The 17,121-nt window shown below is 69.3% G+C and carries 7 protein-coding genes; 3 read left to right on the top strand and 4 right to left on the bottom strand.

Going from position 1 to position 17,121, the window contains the following annotated elements:
* Positions 1-3: 3 nt before the first annotated feature.
* Positions 4-891 (top strand): OmpA family protein, encoded by an 888-nt coding sequence (locus G4D85_RS15690; protein ID WP_164012631.1) that lies wholly within the window; start codon positions 4-6, stop codon positions 889-891.
* A 10-nt stretch (positions 892-901) separates the two neighbouring features.
* On the opposite strand, the gene G4D85_RS15685 is transcribed toward G4D85_RS15690, so the two are convergent.
* Entirely contained in the window at positions 902-1,426 is a 525-nt protein-coding gene (locus tag G4D85_RS15685) for a hypothetical protein (protein ID WP_240359294.1), read from the bottom strand.
* A gap of 183 nt (positions 1,427-1,609) precedes the next feature.
* Here G4D85_RS15685 and G4D85_RS15680 point away from each other — a divergent pair, with 183 nt between their 5' ends.
* On the top strand, positions 1,610-4,573 hold the full coding sequence (locus tag G4D85_RS15680; RefSeq protein WP_164012628.1) for a hypothetical protein: 2,964 nt from the start codon (positions 1,610-1,612) through the stop codon (positions 4,571-4,573).
* Between the two features lie 27 nt (positions 4,574-4,600).
* Entirely contained in the window at positions 4,601-5,794 is a 1,194-nt protein-coding gene (locus tag G4D85_RS15675; protein WP_164012626.1) for an OmpP1/FadL family transporter, read from the top strand.
* Positions 5,795-5,926: 132 nt separating this feature from the next.
* On the opposite strand, the gene G4D85_RS15670 is transcribed toward G4D85_RS15675, so the two are convergent.
* The 3 genes from G4D85_RS15670 to G4D85_RS15660 form a co-directional block, all read right to left on the bottom strand.
* A complete protein-coding gene (locus G4D85_RS15670) occupies positions 5,927-6,424 on the bottom strand; it encodes a hypothetical protein (protein WP_164012624.1) in 498 nt (165 codons plus the stop codon).
* The gene (locus tag G4D85_RS15665; RefSeq protein WP_164012622.1) at positions 6,406-12,162 is read right to left on the bottom strand and encodes an FG-GAP-like repeat-containing protein; all 5,757 of its coding nucleotides are present in this window, start codon (positions 12,160-12,162) and stop codon (positions 6,406-6,408) included. Before G4D85_RS15665 ends, G4D85_RS15670 begins: the two co-directional genes overlap by 19 nt.
* 169 nt (positions 12,163-12,331) lie before the next feature.
* On the bottom strand, positions 12,332-16,876 hold the full coding sequence (locus G4D85_RS15660) for a PA14 domain-containing protein (protein ID WP_164012620.1): 4,545 nt from the start codon (positions 16,874-16,876) through the stop codon (positions 12,332-12,334).
* Positions 16,877-17,121 lie beyond the last annotated feature (245 nt).

The raw sequence follows: 17,121 nt of genomic DNA, 5'->3' as shown, positions 1-17,121 counted from the left end.
GACATGACGGAGTCCCCTCGGGAGCACGGGCGGCAGGAGCAGGGGCGGGCCTGGGTGCCCTGGCTGGTGACGGCGCTGGTGGTGCTGCTGTCGGGCGGCGTGCTGTTCCTCGCGCACCGGAGCTCGCAGCAGGCCCAGGCCCTGGCCGAGCAGTCGCGTCAGGCCGCCGACGAGGCCGCGAGCCGCGCCCGCGACGCCGAGGCCGCGCGGAAGCTGATGGAGGAGAAGCTGACGGCCGCGGAAGCCGAGCGCGCGAAACTGACCACCGAGAAGGAGCAGCTCAGCACCGAGAAGGAGCAGCTCAGCCAGACGGTGCAGGAGCAGGAGGCGGAGCTGGCCAAGCTGAAGGCCACCTACGACGACCTTCAGGACAAGATGAAGGCGGAAATCGCCAACGGCGCCATCCGCCTGTCCCAGAACGAGGGGCGCATCCAGGTGGACCTGGTGGACAAGGTGCTCTTCGACTCCGGCGACGCCAGCATCAGCGCCCGGGGCCAGGAGGTGCTGACGCGGCTGGGCGGCGTGCTGGCCAAGGTGGAGGACAAGTTCATCCAGGTGTCCGGCCACACGGACGACTCGCCGCCGTCGCAGAAGCTGCAGGGCACCTTCCCCACCAACTGGGAGCTGTCGGTGGCGCGCGCCGTCAACGTGGTGCGCTTCCTCCAGGACAAGGGCGGCGTGCCCGCGCGCCGGCTCGTCGCGGCGGGCTACGGCGAGATGCGCCCGGTGGCCGGCAATGCCACCCCGCAGGGCCGCGCACGCAACCGGCGCATCGAGGTGCTGCTGATGCCGGACCTGCCCAAGCAGCGCAACACGGCCGTGGTGAAGCGCGCGCTCGCGGACTCCACCACGCCCAAGAGCGCCGTGAAGCCCGCGAAGGGGAAGAAGTAGCCCGCGCGGCCTACTTCTTCTTCACCGACTCCAGCAGCTTGCGGAAGGGCTTCTCCGCGGCGGCGGCCGTCTTCTCGGGCGCGGTCAGCTTGAAGAAGACGGCGCCCTCGGGCCCTTCCACGATTGCGCCCAGCAGCCGGTAGCCCGGCTTCGGCGCGGAGGGGCCCATCATCGGCCCGCCGCCCGCGTACGTGCCCTTCACGTCCACCGTGGTGACGGGCATGCCGTTGAGCTTCTCCGCCTTCGTCTTCGCCGCCTTGTCCACCGGCTTGCCGTCCGCCATCTGGAACTGGCCCACCCAGCGCTTCACGTTGGCGTCCACCGCGCCGCCCTGGCCCTGGCCGAAGTAGAAGACGGCCAGCTCGCCGGCCTCGGCGTCGCCCTTCGCCGCCGGAATCTTGTAGGTGGCGGCACGCATCGGCCGCTCCCCCTGCGCCGTCCACTCCGCCGGGGCCGTCCACGTCAACCCCCCGGCATCCTCCGCGTGAGCCACCACGGCCGCGGTCACCACCAGCACACTCAACAGTCGGTTCATGCCCGCAACGTACCCGCCGCATGCGTGCCGCGCAGCGCCTGAGACGCCCAGTCCGTCCCGCTCGCCCGCAAGTCACGACTAACACGACGCGTCAAGCCGCTTGTCTTCCGGCCAACCAAGGGACGTGCTACGCCACGGAATCGTTTCCAGCAGTCCAACTTTGGACGCGGAGGGGTGTTACCCATGAAAAAGGTGTTGTTCCTGGGGGCTCTTGCCCTGGGTGCGGCTGCGTGTGATCCGGAAATCGCCAAGGACGCAGCGCCCACCAGTCCCGTAGTTGTCGCGGAGTTCGACCCTTCTGGCTCGCCGGCTGTCGTCCCGTCGCCCAACGACCTGGCGCTCAACTCCGCCACGGGACTGGTCAACGCGCCGGTGAACCCGGCGGCTCCGGCCGCGGAGCAGGAGTTCACGCGCGACTTCGTGAACACGCTGAACGGCTTCCCCGCGTCCATCAGCGCCAGCACGACGGTGAAGGACCTGGACCCGCTGAGCGTGGACACGGACTCGGTCAAGATCATCGACCTGTACGAGGGCACGCCGCTGTCGCGGCCGGTGCCGCGTGACGTCGTCATCGGGTACAACGAGGACACCGACCGCATCAACGTCATCGCCCCCACGGGCTGGCCCAAGGGTGGCCGCTTCGCGGTGGTCATCCTCGGCGGTGAGGGCGGCATCCAGGCGAAGGCGGGTGGCAAGGTCATCCCCTCGGCCACGTGGGCCTTCGCCAGCTCGCCGGACGCGCTCGTCACCTGCGAGGACCTGACGGCGCCCGACTGCCGCGCGGCCACCGAAATCATCCCCTCCACCGAGACGGACCCCGCCCTGCGCATCGCGGACCAGACGCGCACCGCGCTCCTCCTGGAGCAGCTGCGCCGCGGCTACGCGCCCATCATCAACCTGGCGGTCGAGAAGTACTCCGTGCCGCGCGAGAACGTCCTCCTGCTGTGGACCTTCACGGTGATGAACCACCCGGAGGCCACGTTCGACCCGGGCGCCGCGTCGCCCATCGTCCCCTTCCCCAATGACCTGGTGCGCATCCCCGCCACCGCCACCACCCCCGCGCGCCTGAACCTGCCGGTACCCGAGCCTACGCCCACCAACGGGCAGGAGGTGGCCCTCGCCACCGGCCTCAACACGCTGGACGGCTGGTCCACCACCGCGCCCATCATCTCGGAGAACGGCGCCGCCATGGGCGCCATCGACCTGGGCTCGGAGCTGGACCCCAACACGGTGAAGCTGGGCCAGACGGTGCTGTTCCTCAAGCTGACCAACCTGGACAAGGGGACGCAGCCCCAGGTCAAGGTCTGCCTCAACTGCATGTCCAGCAAGGCAGCCGGCGGCAGTGGGAAGGCCCCGCCGCAGCAGCTGCAGATCGTCCCCGAGGCGCCGCTGGACGAGGGCACCACGTACGCCGTGGTCCTCCTCCGCGGCATGAAGGACCTCAAGGGCCGCACCGTGGCGCCCACCGCGCCCCAGGCCCTGCTGCGCAGCAGCGCCCCGCTGCTGGACGCCAACAAGCAGAGCACGGTGGCCGCGGTGCCGACCTTCCTCGCCGAGAGACTGGAGCCGGCGCGCCTGGGCATGAAGGGCCTGTATGACGCGCTGGAGACCCAGGGCGTCAAGCGCAAGGACGTGAACCTGGCGTGGGCCTTCACCACGCAGAGCACCCGCTCGGTGCTGACGCAGCTGAACGCCGCGCCCACGCCTCCCGTGGGGCCGAGCGTTCCGGCCGACCCGTTCTTCCTGGCGGACGAGACGACGCGCATCAAGACCACCATGGCCAACCTCCGCCTGGAGACCGGCGCGGTGGACCGTGCGTTCATCGGCGGCTACCTCTCGCCCTACGTGCTCACCGACGACCGGGGCACGCTCGGCCGCGCCGCGGTGCGCATCGACCGCCTCCCGTTCATGCTGTTCCTGCCGGCGGGCCCGGCGCCCGAGGGTGGCTTCCCCGTGGTGGTCTTCGGCCACGGCCTGACGGGCAACCGCGACAACGTGATGAACGTCGCCAACACCCTGAACGCCAACGGCTTCGCGGTGGCCGCCATCGACACCGTGCTCCACGGTGAGCGCTCCAGCTGCGCGGGCATCAGCGCCGCGGCGCCCATCCCGTCCAGTGACCCGGCCAACCCCATCGACACCCCGAACGAGGGGTGCTCCGCCGGCTCCACCTGCGACCAGAACGTGAACAGCGCCACCTTCGGCCGCTGCATCGCTCCCGAGACGGCCGCCGCGTGCGACCCGCGCCCGACTACCCCGGCGAACCCTGAGGTCGCGCACGGTGACCTCACCTGCGCGGCGCTGGGCCAGGGCCGCTGCCTGAGCACGGGCAGCTGCGAGGGCGGTGACTTCAACCGCGCCGCCAGCGGCGGGGACGGGCTGCCCATGCCGGCCCGCATCTCCGGGTGGAACTTCATCAACGTCGCCAACCTGTTCGCCACGCGCGACAACTTCCGCCACCACGTGGTGGACTTCGCGCAGTTCGCCCGCGTGCTGGGCAGTGACGGCCTGCGCGGTCGCCTCAACGCGTACGGCGTCGGCTCCCTCAACACGGCCCAGGTGGACTACGTGGGCCAGAGCCTCGGCAGCCTCCAGGGTGCCCTGTCCGCGTCCGTCTCCCCCCGCATGCGCCGCGTGGCGCTCAACACCGCGGGCAGCAGCCTGGTGGACGTGCTGCTGACGTCGCCTGCGTTCGCTGGCCAGGCCGCGGCCTTCAAGGGGCAGCTGGCGACCGCCGGGCGTCCCGAGGGCACGCCGCAGTTCGACGAGTTCATCACCCTGGCCAGGACCATCCTGGACCCGGCGGACGCGCGCAACTACGGCTACTTCCTGCTGAACGCCCCCTCGCAGCCGGCCGGCCGCGCGGCGTTCATCCAGTACATCAAGGACGACGAGGTCCTCCCCAACGCGGTGACGGCGAACCTGCTCACGGCCGCCAACCGGCCCGGCGCCACGAACACGGTGCAGTGGTACATGGCCGAAATCCCGCAGCTGACGACGTTCGGGGCGAAGCACAACTTCCTCACCGTCAACGACCAGCGCCTGGACCCGAGCACCGGGACGGGTGCCTTCCTGAAGTCCATCCGCGATACGGCACAGGGCCAGATCGCTGGCTTCCTGAAGACCGGCTCCGCGACCCTCCCGTAACGCGACTCAGTGAGAGGACATAAAACCATGAAGAAGACACTCTCTCTGGTAGCGCTGCTTGCCGCCGGCACCACGCAGGCCGCGGGCTTCCAGATCAACACCCAGAGCGCCCGCTCCACGGCGATGGGCAACGCAGCCGCCGGGTGGCTGGAGGACTCGTCCGCCATCTACTCCAACGCCGCCAACATCCTGGGCGTGAAGCGGCTGGACGTGACGTTGGGCGACACCGGCATCCTTCCCACCCTGAAGTTCACCCGGGAGGGCGGGGCGACGGAGGGCCAGAAGACGACGCTGTCCCCGCCGCCGCACCTGTTCGCCACCTACCGCGTCATGGACAAGCTGGCCGTGGGCCTGGGCATCTACACGCCCTTCGGCGCGAAGAGCCGCTGGGTGGACGACTTCTCGGGCCGCTTCCGCGCCCGTGAGTCGGCGATGGCCGTCTACAACATCAACCCCACGGTGGCGTACCAGGTGCACGAGCGCCTCCGCCTGGGCGCCGGACTCGACATCGGCCGTGGCACGCTGGAGCTGAAGCGCGCCCTGGACTTCGTGTCGAGCGAGGGCAACGTCCACCTGGGCGGCGGCGCCTGGGGCGTGGGCTTCAACGCCGGCGTCCAGGGCGTGGTGGTGCCCAAGCTGCTCACCGCGGGCGTGCACTTCCGCAGCTCCATGGACCTCACGTTCAAGGGCGACGCGGACTTCCAGGACATCCCGGACGGGTTCCAGACGCGCACCTTCGACACCACCGTCCAGGGTGACGTCACCCTGCCGGCGTCGGTGGCGGCGGGCATCGCCTTCACCCCGCTGGAGCGGCTGACGCTGGCGTTCGACGCCAACTGGGTGGACTGGTCCAGCTTCGAGCAGCTGGCGATTGAGTTCCCGGAGAACCCGGCGCTCAACAACCCGCTGCCCAAGCGGTGGAAGTCGACGTGGAACTTCCACCTGGGCGCCGAGTACGGCGTGACGGAGGCCCTGGCGGTGCGCGCGGGCTTCGTCATCGACCCGTCCCCGAGCCCCAACGACACGCTGACGCCGGACCTGCCGGACGCGGACCGCCTCGCCTTCACGGGCGGCGTTGGCTACGCCTTCGGCGCGCTGCGCGCCGACGCGGCCTACCAGTTCGTCAGGCTGGCTGACAACGTCAGCAGCGCGCCGGGCATCCCCGGCACGTACAACGGCCAGGCGCACGTGTTCGGCCTGACGCTCGGCTACTCCCAGTAGTCCTCGGCGACTGCCCCGGCCCACGGCCGGGGCGGTGCCCACGCCCGGGTCTCCCTCAGGGAGGCCCGGGCGTTTCATTTCAGGCAGGTGGCCCCCGCCGCCGGGCGGGGGCAACACCCGGAACAACACCCCTCACCGGGGACGCCGGGCCCTGCCCAGCCTGCGCCGCAGCCCCCTCCAGCTCCAGAAGGGAGGCACCTCGCGCCGGGCCCACTCAATCCAGAAGCGCGGGTCGTAGCCGAGCTCCAGCAACTCCGCCCTGTCGAGCCCCTCCGGCACGCAGAACCCATTGGCGGCCATGTGGGCGACGAACTCATCCGGCAGCCGGACGTCATAGTCCCGGACGTAGATGGCGAGCCCCTCTGGCCAGCACCAGGCTCCATCCGACAGCTCCCGGCACCCCATCTGCGCTCCCGGTGGGCCGCCGGGAAACCGGCAGTGGGAGTAGCCCAGGCATTCCAGGATGACGACCCCGCGCTGGAGATAGGAGACGATCTGCTGCCTTCGCTCCTTCTCCCACGAGGGGTCGACCAGGTCGCGGGGATGGGGCCAGCGCGCATCCTCGCCGGTCCCCTTCCAGTAGCCCACCAGCCTGGGTGGGGCACTCAGTTTCAGAAGAACTTCCACCATGGCTTCTCGGGGAAGAAGTACTCCCACCCCTTGCTGGCCTCCATGAGCTTACCCGTGGTGGGAGATACCACCTGGGGAACGCCGGGGAGTCCATCCGTGACGCTCGTCCGGCCCATGGGCGCTCTCACCGGGATACCCAGCTCGTTCGCGAGCTTCTGTGCGTACCCGTTACACCCGGTGTTGCACGCAATCAGCTCGACGGTGCCGCCCTTGTAGCCTCCGACCTTCAGCTTGGTGGCGAGCTCCTTGGCGGTCATGTCGCCAACAAGGCCCGCCTTGTCGCCGTGGCCCACAACCGTCAGTCGCTGCTCGTTGGCGAGAATCCCCACGTCACCAATCTCGACGACTTTGTCGGGCCGTTCTTTCGCCAGTGCCTTGACGCTCCGCTCGACGACATCGTCCCCGGGCTGGGCGTTCACGATGGCCAGGGTGTCCTTGACCTCCTCGCTGGCGGCAGCCGCTTCTGCGCGCGCCGCCGCGCGTGCCGCGCGCGCAATCCCGAGCCGCTTTAGGATGGCGGGCCCAAAGCCGACAGTCGCAGCGCCGAAGAGTGACAGGCCGGCCTGGGTGTACTTGCGCTCCTCCAGCTCCGCCGCGGCCTTGCCGACGTAGTAGCCCGTCATCACCATCGGCATCGCCGCGGAGGCGAGCATCTCCCCGGCGGTCTCGAAGGCCTCCTGGTCCGTCATGGGGACCAGGAGGAAGAACAGCACCACGGGAATGAGCACGGCTGCACGCCCGCTGGGGTCGGCATACAGGGTCGGCGCGCTGCGCGAGTAGCCATACAGGCTGCACTCCACGGGGCTGTCCACGCACTTCTGGGGCGCCTCGAGGAAGTAGGGGTCCGGGGTGGTGAAGCGCCCCAGCGAGGCGTCGTAGTCACGCACGCCCATGCGGATGAGCCCCAGGTCCGCGTCGTACCCCTTCTCCACGTAGTCGATGGCGGCGCTGGAGGAAGGGCGGGTGGTGCGCGTGCCGTAGGGCGAGGCGAAGCGAGGCGTGCCGTCATCGTCGGAGAGGACGGTGCCGCGCAGGTCCGCGGCCAGCGGGGTGAAGGTGCTGCCCCGGGTGACGCCCACCAGCTGGCCTCCCACCTTGAAGGGCCGGGTGAGCCCGCTGTCATCCAGCCAGCTGCCGCCCTCGAGGTACGCCGCCAGCGGCACTCCGTCCTTCAGCTTCAGCAGGCGCTGGCCGACCTCGTCATAAAGGAACTCCCAGGTGTCCGTGCCCCGGGTGGCCTGCGCCAGGTGCCCGTCGGGACCGTAGGCCAGCGACAGGTCTCCCATGGAGACAGTCCTGCCCAGGTCATCGAACGTGTAGACGGTGCTCCCCGCGGTGAGCGTGTTGCCCTGCCGGGTGAGGGTGCGAGACGCGCCATTCTCCTCGATACGGCCCGGCAGCCCCTCCACGTCGTATTCATACGCATACGTGTGCTGCGCGTCCGTCGACGACGTGAGGAAGCGCTGCGCCGAATAGCCATGGGTGCGCGCCAGCGTCACGGTCCCCACGGACATCGTCTCGCTCTCGAGGAGACTCCGCGCGTTGAAGCGCCAGGAGGTGGCGGTCATCAGGCCCGGGGCCGCCTGGCTGAAGCCCACGGGGGCCCGGGTGAGGGAGTCACGGGAGAACGTCACCCAGCTCCCGCTGGCGAGCTGCGCGGCGCCCAGCTCGCCGTCGCTGCTGTATTGCAGGTCCGCAAGCAGCGCCCCATCCAGGTGGATGGTGGCGGTCCGTCCATGCACGTCCGACGCATTGGCCAGCACGTTGTGCGACAGCAGGGTGCCATCGCCCTCGCGCAGCCAGGACTCCTCCTGCCGCACGCTCCCGTCCTCCCGGTACGTGAGCACCTGCTCCACCACGCGCCAGTCCTTCAGCTTCAGCGTCTTGCGCAGCAGCTTGCCATCCACCCGGTACATGAAGAGCTTGAGGAACCCCTCGCCCTGCACCGCCGTCAGCAGGCCCGCGTCCTCCGCGATGACTCCCGAGGAGGGCGTCGCGCCGTCGTAATAGAAGCGGTACGAGCGGGTGGCGCTGGTGGCGACCTCGGTGTGGAGCACGTGCGTCTGCCGCCCCTGGGAGTCATAGGTGAAGTCCTCCCTGCGGACCGGCTGCCCCGCGGGAGACAGGAAGCTCTTCGACGCCAGGAAGCCGGTGCCGGGCTCGTAGGTGAAGGCCACCTGGGCCACGTCGTCCCGCACCACGCGCGACACGCGCCCATGTGAGTCGAAGAAGACGCGGTGCCCCTTCCCGCCCGGCATCAGGACCGCGCGCAGCCGGCCGAGCGCGTCATAGCCATACGTGTAGCGGGTGCCGGCCTCGTCCTCGTAGGCCACCAGCCGCTTGTCCGCGTCCATGAACCGCCGCGTCGTGTGCGTGCCATTCTCCACCGCCTCCTGCTTCAGCAGGCCGTCCTGCACCGACAGACGGGTCGCCACGTGCTGGGACACGTTCGCATGCAGGTAGTTGAGCGCATCGGACTCGAAGCCCAGGCCGGTGGTGTTCAGCGTGCCCACCACGTTGGCCCCCAGGAGCAGGTCGCCGTAGTCCACGCTCGTCACGTCGGTGCTCACGCCCAGGGGCGCACGCACATACTGCTTCGTCTGGAGGAGGTTCCGGCTCCGGGTGGTGAGCCCTTCGACCCGCCAGCCGTCGGGAATGAGGGCCGCGCTGGCGATGCCCTCCCCCGCGGCCGTCTGCCACTCCACCCGGGTGGCGAACGCACCCGCGAGGGCATCCACCAGGCCTGTCGTGGTGATGCGCCCGGGTCGGGTCCCGGTGGCGTACTGGTAGGCCAGCTGCACGTTGGGGAGGGCCTCGCTGGCCCCCTCCAGGTCGTCCCACTGCTTCACCAGCCGCTCCTGGCCATCCAAGCGGGAGAAGCGCGTGAAGGACCGGCTCCCCCGCCGGGTCGTCAGGGCCGTCACGGCGCCGGTGCCAGGGTGGCGCGCCGTGGCTTCGAGCACGAGCCCGTCAGGCGAGCGGACGCGCCAGAGCTGCGACGTGCTCCCGGGCTCCCAGTCGAAGTACGCGGTGCCCTTGCCGGGCAGCGTGATGTGGTCGATGAGGAAGTCGGGCCGATACGCCACCTCCTGCATGGGCAGGACATCCCCGGACGCCGCCACGTCCTCCACCCGGGTGATGAGGCCCACGGCGTTGCGCTGGATGCGCACCTCGTTCTGGAAGTCGAGCGTGGAGTCGGCATGACTGCCCATCAGCCGCGTTCCGGCATTCAGGCAGTGCAGATGACCCGCCAGCCCGGGAACCGAGGCACGCCAGGTCTCCGTGGTGAGGGTGCCGTGGGGTGAATGGTTCACCACCCGCGACGGACACAGCTCTGCCTCATAGGCGGTGTACTCCGTCCGCGCGCCCACGGCCTGCCCGTCGGACTGGCTCCAGCCGGTGCCCTGCACCTTGAGCCGCTTCCAGGCGATGCCCCGGAAGAGGGCATCTTCATATTGTTGGTACTCGTAGGTGTTCAGCCCGGGGCTGAGGATGTCGTGCTGCGTGGCGGAGGAGGGCAGTCCGGCAAAGCCATCTCCATTGAGGAAGTTGGCCGCGGAGACCATTCCAGGGGCCGTTCGCGTGACACCGCCGAAGCCGACCAGGAAGCGCCCGACGCTGTGCAGCGTGGGCTGCTCGTAGTCGTAGGTGTAGCGGACGGTGTCGTAGCCGCTGGACTCCACCTGGAGCGCGGCCAGCAGGGACTGGCGCTGGAGGACCCCCGGGGTCGCCGGGCCGCGCGCGTACTCGAAGCGCAGCACCGTCCCCTTGCCGTCATCGGCGGAGCGCATGAGCGACGTCTGCGGCGCATCCAGGGCGAGGCTGTAGGCCTCGCCGGAGAGGACGTAACCCACCTCGGTGTCCCCGGTGCCGGCGAAGTCCCCCACCACGGGACGTCCCAGGGTGCTCGTCATGGCCTGCAGGGCAGGCACCGTCACCTGCGAGAAGCCGGTGCCGGTGTTCAGGTAGAGGTAGGCGCCCGTGCCGCTGGTGCGCGTCAGCAACGCATCCGCCAGGCCATCCCGGTTCGCATCCAGGAAGGTGAGCTGGGAGTCCCCGAGGCTGGAGACCGGGATGCCCGTGGTGCCGCGGAACTGGAAGTTCCTCGCCTGCGTCTCGAAGGCGAACTGCCCCCTGCCCAGCCAGACGGAGACCGAGCCGCCGGTGCCACGGCTGACGATGTCCGCCACGCCATCCCCGTTCACGTCATGCACCCAGGACGTGTTCGGCGTGAAGACGGGGGCGAGCGTCACGACCTTCGCCGCGCCGAAGCTGAAGCCCGAGGCATCGCTCGTATTGGGGAGGATGGTGACGCGCCCTGCCGACACCCGCACCAGGTCCGGCTGACGGTCCCTGTTGACGTCCACCAGGCGCACGTTGCTGGAGGCCGTCCAGTCACCGGTGAGCGTCTGTGACGAGAAGGGCTCACCCGCGCGGTCGCAGGCGGTGAAGGTGGTCTGGGTCCGAGGCGTGTTGGCGCGCAGGGCCACCACCTGGAAGGCGTCCTCGGAGGCGCGCAGCTGCGCCAGCAGGCGAGGCTCGTTCAGCGCCCCGGGCGCGCGGCGGCACGCGGGAGAAACGGTGGCGGAGGCGGGTGGCAGCGGCTCGGACGCGAAGCCCGCGTCCTCCTGCACCAGCAGGGTGTTGTCGTGGTGGTGCTCGAAGTCCGGGCGGCCGTCGAGGTTGACGTCGAGGACGGCGGCGCGGTGGGGCTGCGTGGCGTCCCCTCCCCACTGGGAGAGCACCGCGTCCAGCTTGGGCGTGCGCCGCAACGCCGTCGCATCCAACTGCTCCCCCGGAAGGGAGTAGCCATACCGCACCGGGGGCGGCTGCTGGCCGGAGGCGTAGGTGCGCTGCACCTCGGTGAGGTGGAAGGCGGGGCCCGGCGCGTCGTCCACGTACGTCAGCGTCTCGCGCCAGCGCTCCTCGAACAGGCCCGTGGAGCTGTTTCTCGCGAAGGCGATGACGTCCTTCACCCGCCTGTCCAGCACCAGCGCCTCCCCCGAGCGCAGGTCCGTCCCAGGCCGCGCGAGGAGCTCATGGACGAAGTCCGCCCGGTACTGGAAGTCGTCCCCGATGCCCCCGTAGTGGGCCGCCTTCATGAAGCGCCGCCCCGAGGCGTTGACGTCGTACTCCAGCTTCATCTTCCGGCCGAGCGCCGTCACCACCTCCTCCAGGTACCAGGCATAGGTGCCCTTCGGGGTGTCCACGCGGTGGGTGCTCCCGAAGGTCCACCGGGAGCCGTCCGGCAGCCAGGCCGTCCAGGCGCCCGTGGGCTCCGCGTGCAGTCGCACCGCGCTGGACAGGCCCAGCGGGTACCAGTCCCCATCCTGGCCCTGCACCATGCGTCCCCAGGGCCCCGTCAGCTCGTCGGTGGCGTAGTCGAGGTCTCCCGTGACGCGCCAGCGCGTCAGCGCCAGCGCGCTCTGCCAGCCCAGGCCCCACTCACTCCAGCCCTGGTCCGGCGAGTAGGTGGGGAGGATGCTCGCCAGCGGGGCGCCGCGCTCCGCGGGCAGCCCCAGCGCGGAGGGGAGCTGGAACCCGCCACGGCTGACGTCCGCCGGACCGAAGGCGGTGCTGGCCAGCTGGCCGGCCAGCGAGCCCCGCTCGGGAGCCGCCAGCGTCGGCGCCTGCACCCTCGCGTCCAGCGACGTGGCGGTCTGCGCGGCTGCTGGCAGCGCGGCGAGCCCCACCACGACACACGCCACCCTCATCAACGTCGAATGTCTTGAAACCAAGTTCCTGCTCCCTGACGACCCGGTGGTGCCCGGTGCCTGCCATGAGGACGCAAGGCGTCCTCAGCCGGGCCGGTCTCGCACCTGAGAAATGAATGGACTGCCTGAAACAAGGCGCACGCCGCGGCACGAGCAGGCCCGCGACGTGCGCCTCGAGGTCCGACCGATGGGACTACAGCGGCGAACCCACCGCGGCGGCGCTGGCCGACGCGCCCCCGGCCAGACTCGCTGACGGCTGACACGTCTTGATCCACGTCATGTTGCCGCCATCGAACGTCGGCTCGGTCTCCACCTCGAAGAGGAGGACGACCTCATCCGCTGACACGAGCGGCTGGTAGACCCAGTTGCGCAACGCCTTGGGATTGATGTCGAAGGTGGTGAACGGCGACAGCCCATTGCCCGAGCGGAACTGCCGTCTGTCGCTGTTCTGGCCCTGGAACCAGAACTTCGCATCGTGGGGCTCTCCGAAGAGCGGATAGAAGACGGGCCCCAGCCACTTGGAATTGAGCTGTTGATACTCCTCGGGCCCGCTCTTCGTCACGAACGTCATGGACGGGTCCACCCACGTCCCCGTGCTCTGCGGGAGGTTGTTCATCGTCGCCGCCGAGTTGCCGATGTCCGGGATGGAGAAGTAGAGGGTCATCGAGCGGATGACCATCGACGCCCGATGGCACAGCATCTTCTCGCCACCGTCGACATGGTAGAGGTCTTCCGGCAGCACCGTGAGCGAGGCCTTCTCGCCATTGAGCAGCTCGTCCCACACCTTGGCGGAGCGCAGCGCGTCCGCCATGTTGTAGTTGGACGTCCACCCCGGCGCGTGGACCCCGGGCTTGGGGAAGCTGATGGCGAGCACCGGGAAGGTCGTCGCGGAGTTGTCCGAGCCGAGCCGCGCGGTGGCCAGGGCCGTCTTCACGCGGGTGACGAAGGACTTGATGATCTTCGCCGTCGCCAGTCGCGAGCGACTCCAGTGCGGCTTCAACGTCTCGCTCGTCGTGGTGCCACCCGAGGGTGAGACCAGCAGGTCCGTGCCATCAATCAGCGCCGCCAGCTCGCCCGAGGCGGTCGCGCTGGACGACAGGCTGCTGATGACCTCCGGGTAACGCAGGTGGATGATGGGGAAGAGGTAGGAGTTGACGATGTCCGTCAGCTGCTCCGTCCGCTCCGCCAGCTCCGCGCCCTCCATGTTGCGCAGCGCCCACAGCGGCAGCAGCTTCAACAGGCGGGACTCCTCCTTCTTGCTCGTCAGGTCCATCCCGAGCCCCTCGAGCTCGATGGCAATCAGGGCCAGCTCCCGCTCCGCCGCGATGATGTCCGCGTGACGGGCCAGCGAGGCAATCTCGTGGTCCACCCACGACGTGAAGAGCGACTGGAGGTGCTCCGGGTACGAGGACAGCGCGCAGCTGCACTTCGTCTGCAGCGTGGTGATGGCACCGCCGCGGATGCTGGCGAGCGTCGCGGCATTCACGTGTCCCTGCTTGAGCGCCAGCTCTCCTTCCGCCTCCATGGCGGTCTTGGTCATCGCCATGGCCTCGAGCAAATCCCTGGCCTTCGACCCCGTGAGCAGCGGACGGGTATGGTGCACCGTCAGGGCGAGCGACAAATCACTGGCTTCGCCGCACTGCCGGTCATTGGCAACGAGGATGAAGTCCGACTGCGCGTTGTTGACGAGGACGGTGTTGAGGGAGCGCTGCAGCGGATGAATCTGGACGATGTCGCCTCGCGAGGTGCCGCCACGCTCCAGCTCCACGAGGAGCAGGCTGCCGGCGGGGAGCCTCGGGAAGGGCGTATTGGGCAGCCGCAGCCCCGCGGTGAAGGAGGCGGAGCTGCGCCGCTCCTGCCCGTCCGTGCTGGTCTCGCTCTCCGTCTCGGACCACTGCCCGGAGCTCGAGTGGCTCGCGCACATCCTGGCCTCCGCATAGACGGTGACCCCCGTGCCCGAAATCGCGCTGAACGGTGAGCTCACCTGGGCGCGGACTCCGGCGCAGACGTCCTGGGTCGCGGCCAGCGTCTCATAGGTTCCACTCTGGCTGGTGGAGGCCACGGATTTCGCCGTGTACGTGCCGCTCGACTCGGACACCGAGAAGCCCTCGGGCCCGGTCGTGACGCCCGTGATGTTGACGGGCATCAGCTGCCCCGTCCCCGGCTGGAGCAGCCGCGCCTGGGGCGCCCGGAAGGCGCAGGTGGGGGACCAGCTCGCCTGGGGGCCGATTTCGATGCGCAGGATGTCACCCGCCTCCGCCTGCCGCACCCACCCCTTGGCCGCGAGCGCGCGGACATTGTCGGTGATGACGGGAGTCTGGGGCGCGGGCTTCGCGTACAGCGCATCCAGGCCGGAGACGGAGACCGTCTCCGGGAGCTCGACCGCCACCTGGAAGTCGGCCACCTGGGGCAGGCTCGCGAGCGTCTCGAAGGTGCGAACGAACTCGCCCTGGCGGGCGTCGGCGGTCCGGGCGTTGTGGCGCATTCCCGCGAGGTCCGTGTCGAGCTGCGTCATCCGCAACAGGCGCTGCCGGATGAGGTTCATCGTCCGGTCCTGCTCACTCTCGGCGCGCATCTCCTGGAGATACGTCGTCACCAGACCCTCGCGCCCGAACTCGTACGCGTTGATGGCGGACGTGAGGTCATCCAGCGCGTTGCTCAGCCTGGCGTCGATCTCCGCCTGCTTCTCGCTGTTCATGCCGGTGTGCAGGACATTGCGCAGCGCGGGGCTGAAGACGCCCGTCTGGTCGAAGCTGGTGATTCGCTGGCGCGCATCCCTCACCCGCTCCACGAGCTCCTTGAGCAGGGCGGGATGGGTCTCCGCGGCCCGCGCATCCAGCGTCCCGGCCTGGTAGGTCCCCGGGGAGAGCCCGAGCCCATCCTCGATGGACTGCCGCAGGACATCATGGCGGCTGCTCAGCTGTCCGAGCGTGGTGCGCCACTCCGGGCTGACCTTCGGGGAGCTCGCGAGCAGCGTGGTGAACGAGCTCGCATCGGGGAGGGTGCCCATCAACCGCCAGAGCTGGCTCACCTCGGAGGAGACCCTGCCCGCCGAGCAGTCCCGGAAGCGGCAGGCGAGGTCATGGCCGGCGGCGACCTGGCCCAGCCGCTGTGACATGCCGCGCAGGGCATCGCCGACGACGAGGGCCAGGGGCGCCGAGGTCAGGGGCGGCGTCGCCGGACTGCTCCGGTTGGAGAACGCGGCCGACAGGACGGCCCGGTCCACCTTCAGGTAGTCGTCCGAGAGGCTCTGCAGGGCGTCTGCCGTTACCGCCTCGACGGGGAGCTCCAGCTCGTCGTCCCGCATGCCCAGGGGGTGCTCGGACATGTAGGCGCCGCGCCAGAACTCACCCAGCACCTGGCTCGCGCGCTGCTGGAGCGGCGTGGCCAGCCGGTCTCCGCCGTACACCTGCGCACGGGCGGTGCGGTACCACTGGTCGACGTACGCCAGCTTCCGCTGGAGGGCCTCGTTCAGGGCCGCGGGCTGGCTCAGCTTCGCGTGAGGAGCGACCAGGTGCCCCTTGAGCATGGGCAGAATCATGCTGTCGTAGGCCTCCTGGTACTGCCCCTGGGTGCAGGCGTTGGCCTGCGCCTGGGTGATGGCCTCGATGCATTGACCGAGCACCAGCGCCGCGGAGGTGGGCGGCACGTGGTCCAGCGTCAGCTTCCGGCACAGGGCGAAGAGTCCGTTGGTGTCCGCGGAGGCGGGACAGGTGGCTTCGGGCACCGGGGGCATCCACGGATTGCCGCAGCTCTCGACACGCCGGTGGTCGAAGTACTCCGCCTTGAGGCCGGGGCTGCCTCCGGCGGTCGCCAGCCGGGAAGAGGGGATGACCTCCTTCGCCTGGCTCGCGCTGGACCACAGCAGCTTCGCGGTGGCCACACTGCCGTAGTCGAAGAACTCCATGCGGACGTCGTAGGACTCATCCGCCGTCAACGCGATGGTGCCCACATTCTCCGTGAGCCCGTGCAAGGTCCAATTGCCGATGACGAGCTCGCCGTTGACCCACAGGCGGACGCCATCGTCACTTTGGGTGTAGAAGGTGTACGTCTCCGTGAAACGCGGCTTCACCTTGCCCGTCCAGCGCACCGCGAAGTGGTCCGCTCCGACTTCCGGCACGGGGGCAAGCTCCCCCCAGGAGAAGTCCACGGACGGGTCGACGCGCGTCAGCTTGAGGGAGCCCTGCTCCGGGTACGCTTCATAGAGCTCCAGCCCCTGCTCGGTCCTCGTGGTGGCTGGCGCGTCATCGAACTGGCCCCCCTTCAACTCGAAGAGCAGCTTGGCGTTGTCCACCACCTGCTGGCGGAGCACCGGACGGTTGACATTGGCGGGAGCACTTGCGGGCGTGGAATCCCAACCCTCCAATGCCGCCAATTGAGACATGAGGGCGTCGAACTTCGTCCGCACCTCGGTCGCGTTGCGCATCTGCAGGTCGTTGGCAGTGGTGCAGCGCGGCGCGAGACCGGCAGCGCCCTCGAGCACCGCGCGGGGTGAAGCAAGCGCTCGCAGGTTGTTGATGGTCAGCCCGGGGGTCGAGTACCTGCGCGGGCTCTCGAGCTGACTTGCAGTGGGATTCTCGGCATGGCACTCCTCCACGGTCGCGGCCAGGCCATGAGTGGGATGCCGACATGCCGCATAGATGGGAGCCTCGGGGTCCGGGCACGTGTAGGGCGTGACTCCACAGCGCGCCGCATCGTAACGCTCGTTATAGAGAGGCAGTCCCGTCAACAAGAACATACACGTGTTATTCACGCTGTTCGGCGCGTATGAATATATCGTAACGCCTGCTTCATAGCGGTCATCGACCTTGGCCTTCTCCGCCTGGGCCGCCCTGAGACACGGGGCATGCCAGTCATAATATGTCTCATTCCAGCAGTGCGGTTTTCCGTGACTGTCTTCGCCACATTCCTGGACGGTCTGGCTATCCGGCGTAATCCCCACGGTGAACAACGACTGCTCGTATTGCTGGACACCAAAGTCCG

The sequence above is a fragment of the Pyxidicoccus trucidator genome (genome assembly GCF_010894435.1).
Taxonomy (GTDB): domain Bacteria; phylum Myxococcota; class Myxococcia; order Myxococcales; family Myxococcaceae; genus Myxococcus; species Myxococcus trucidator.
This window is presented reverse-complemented; position numbering and strand designations above follow the sequence as displayed.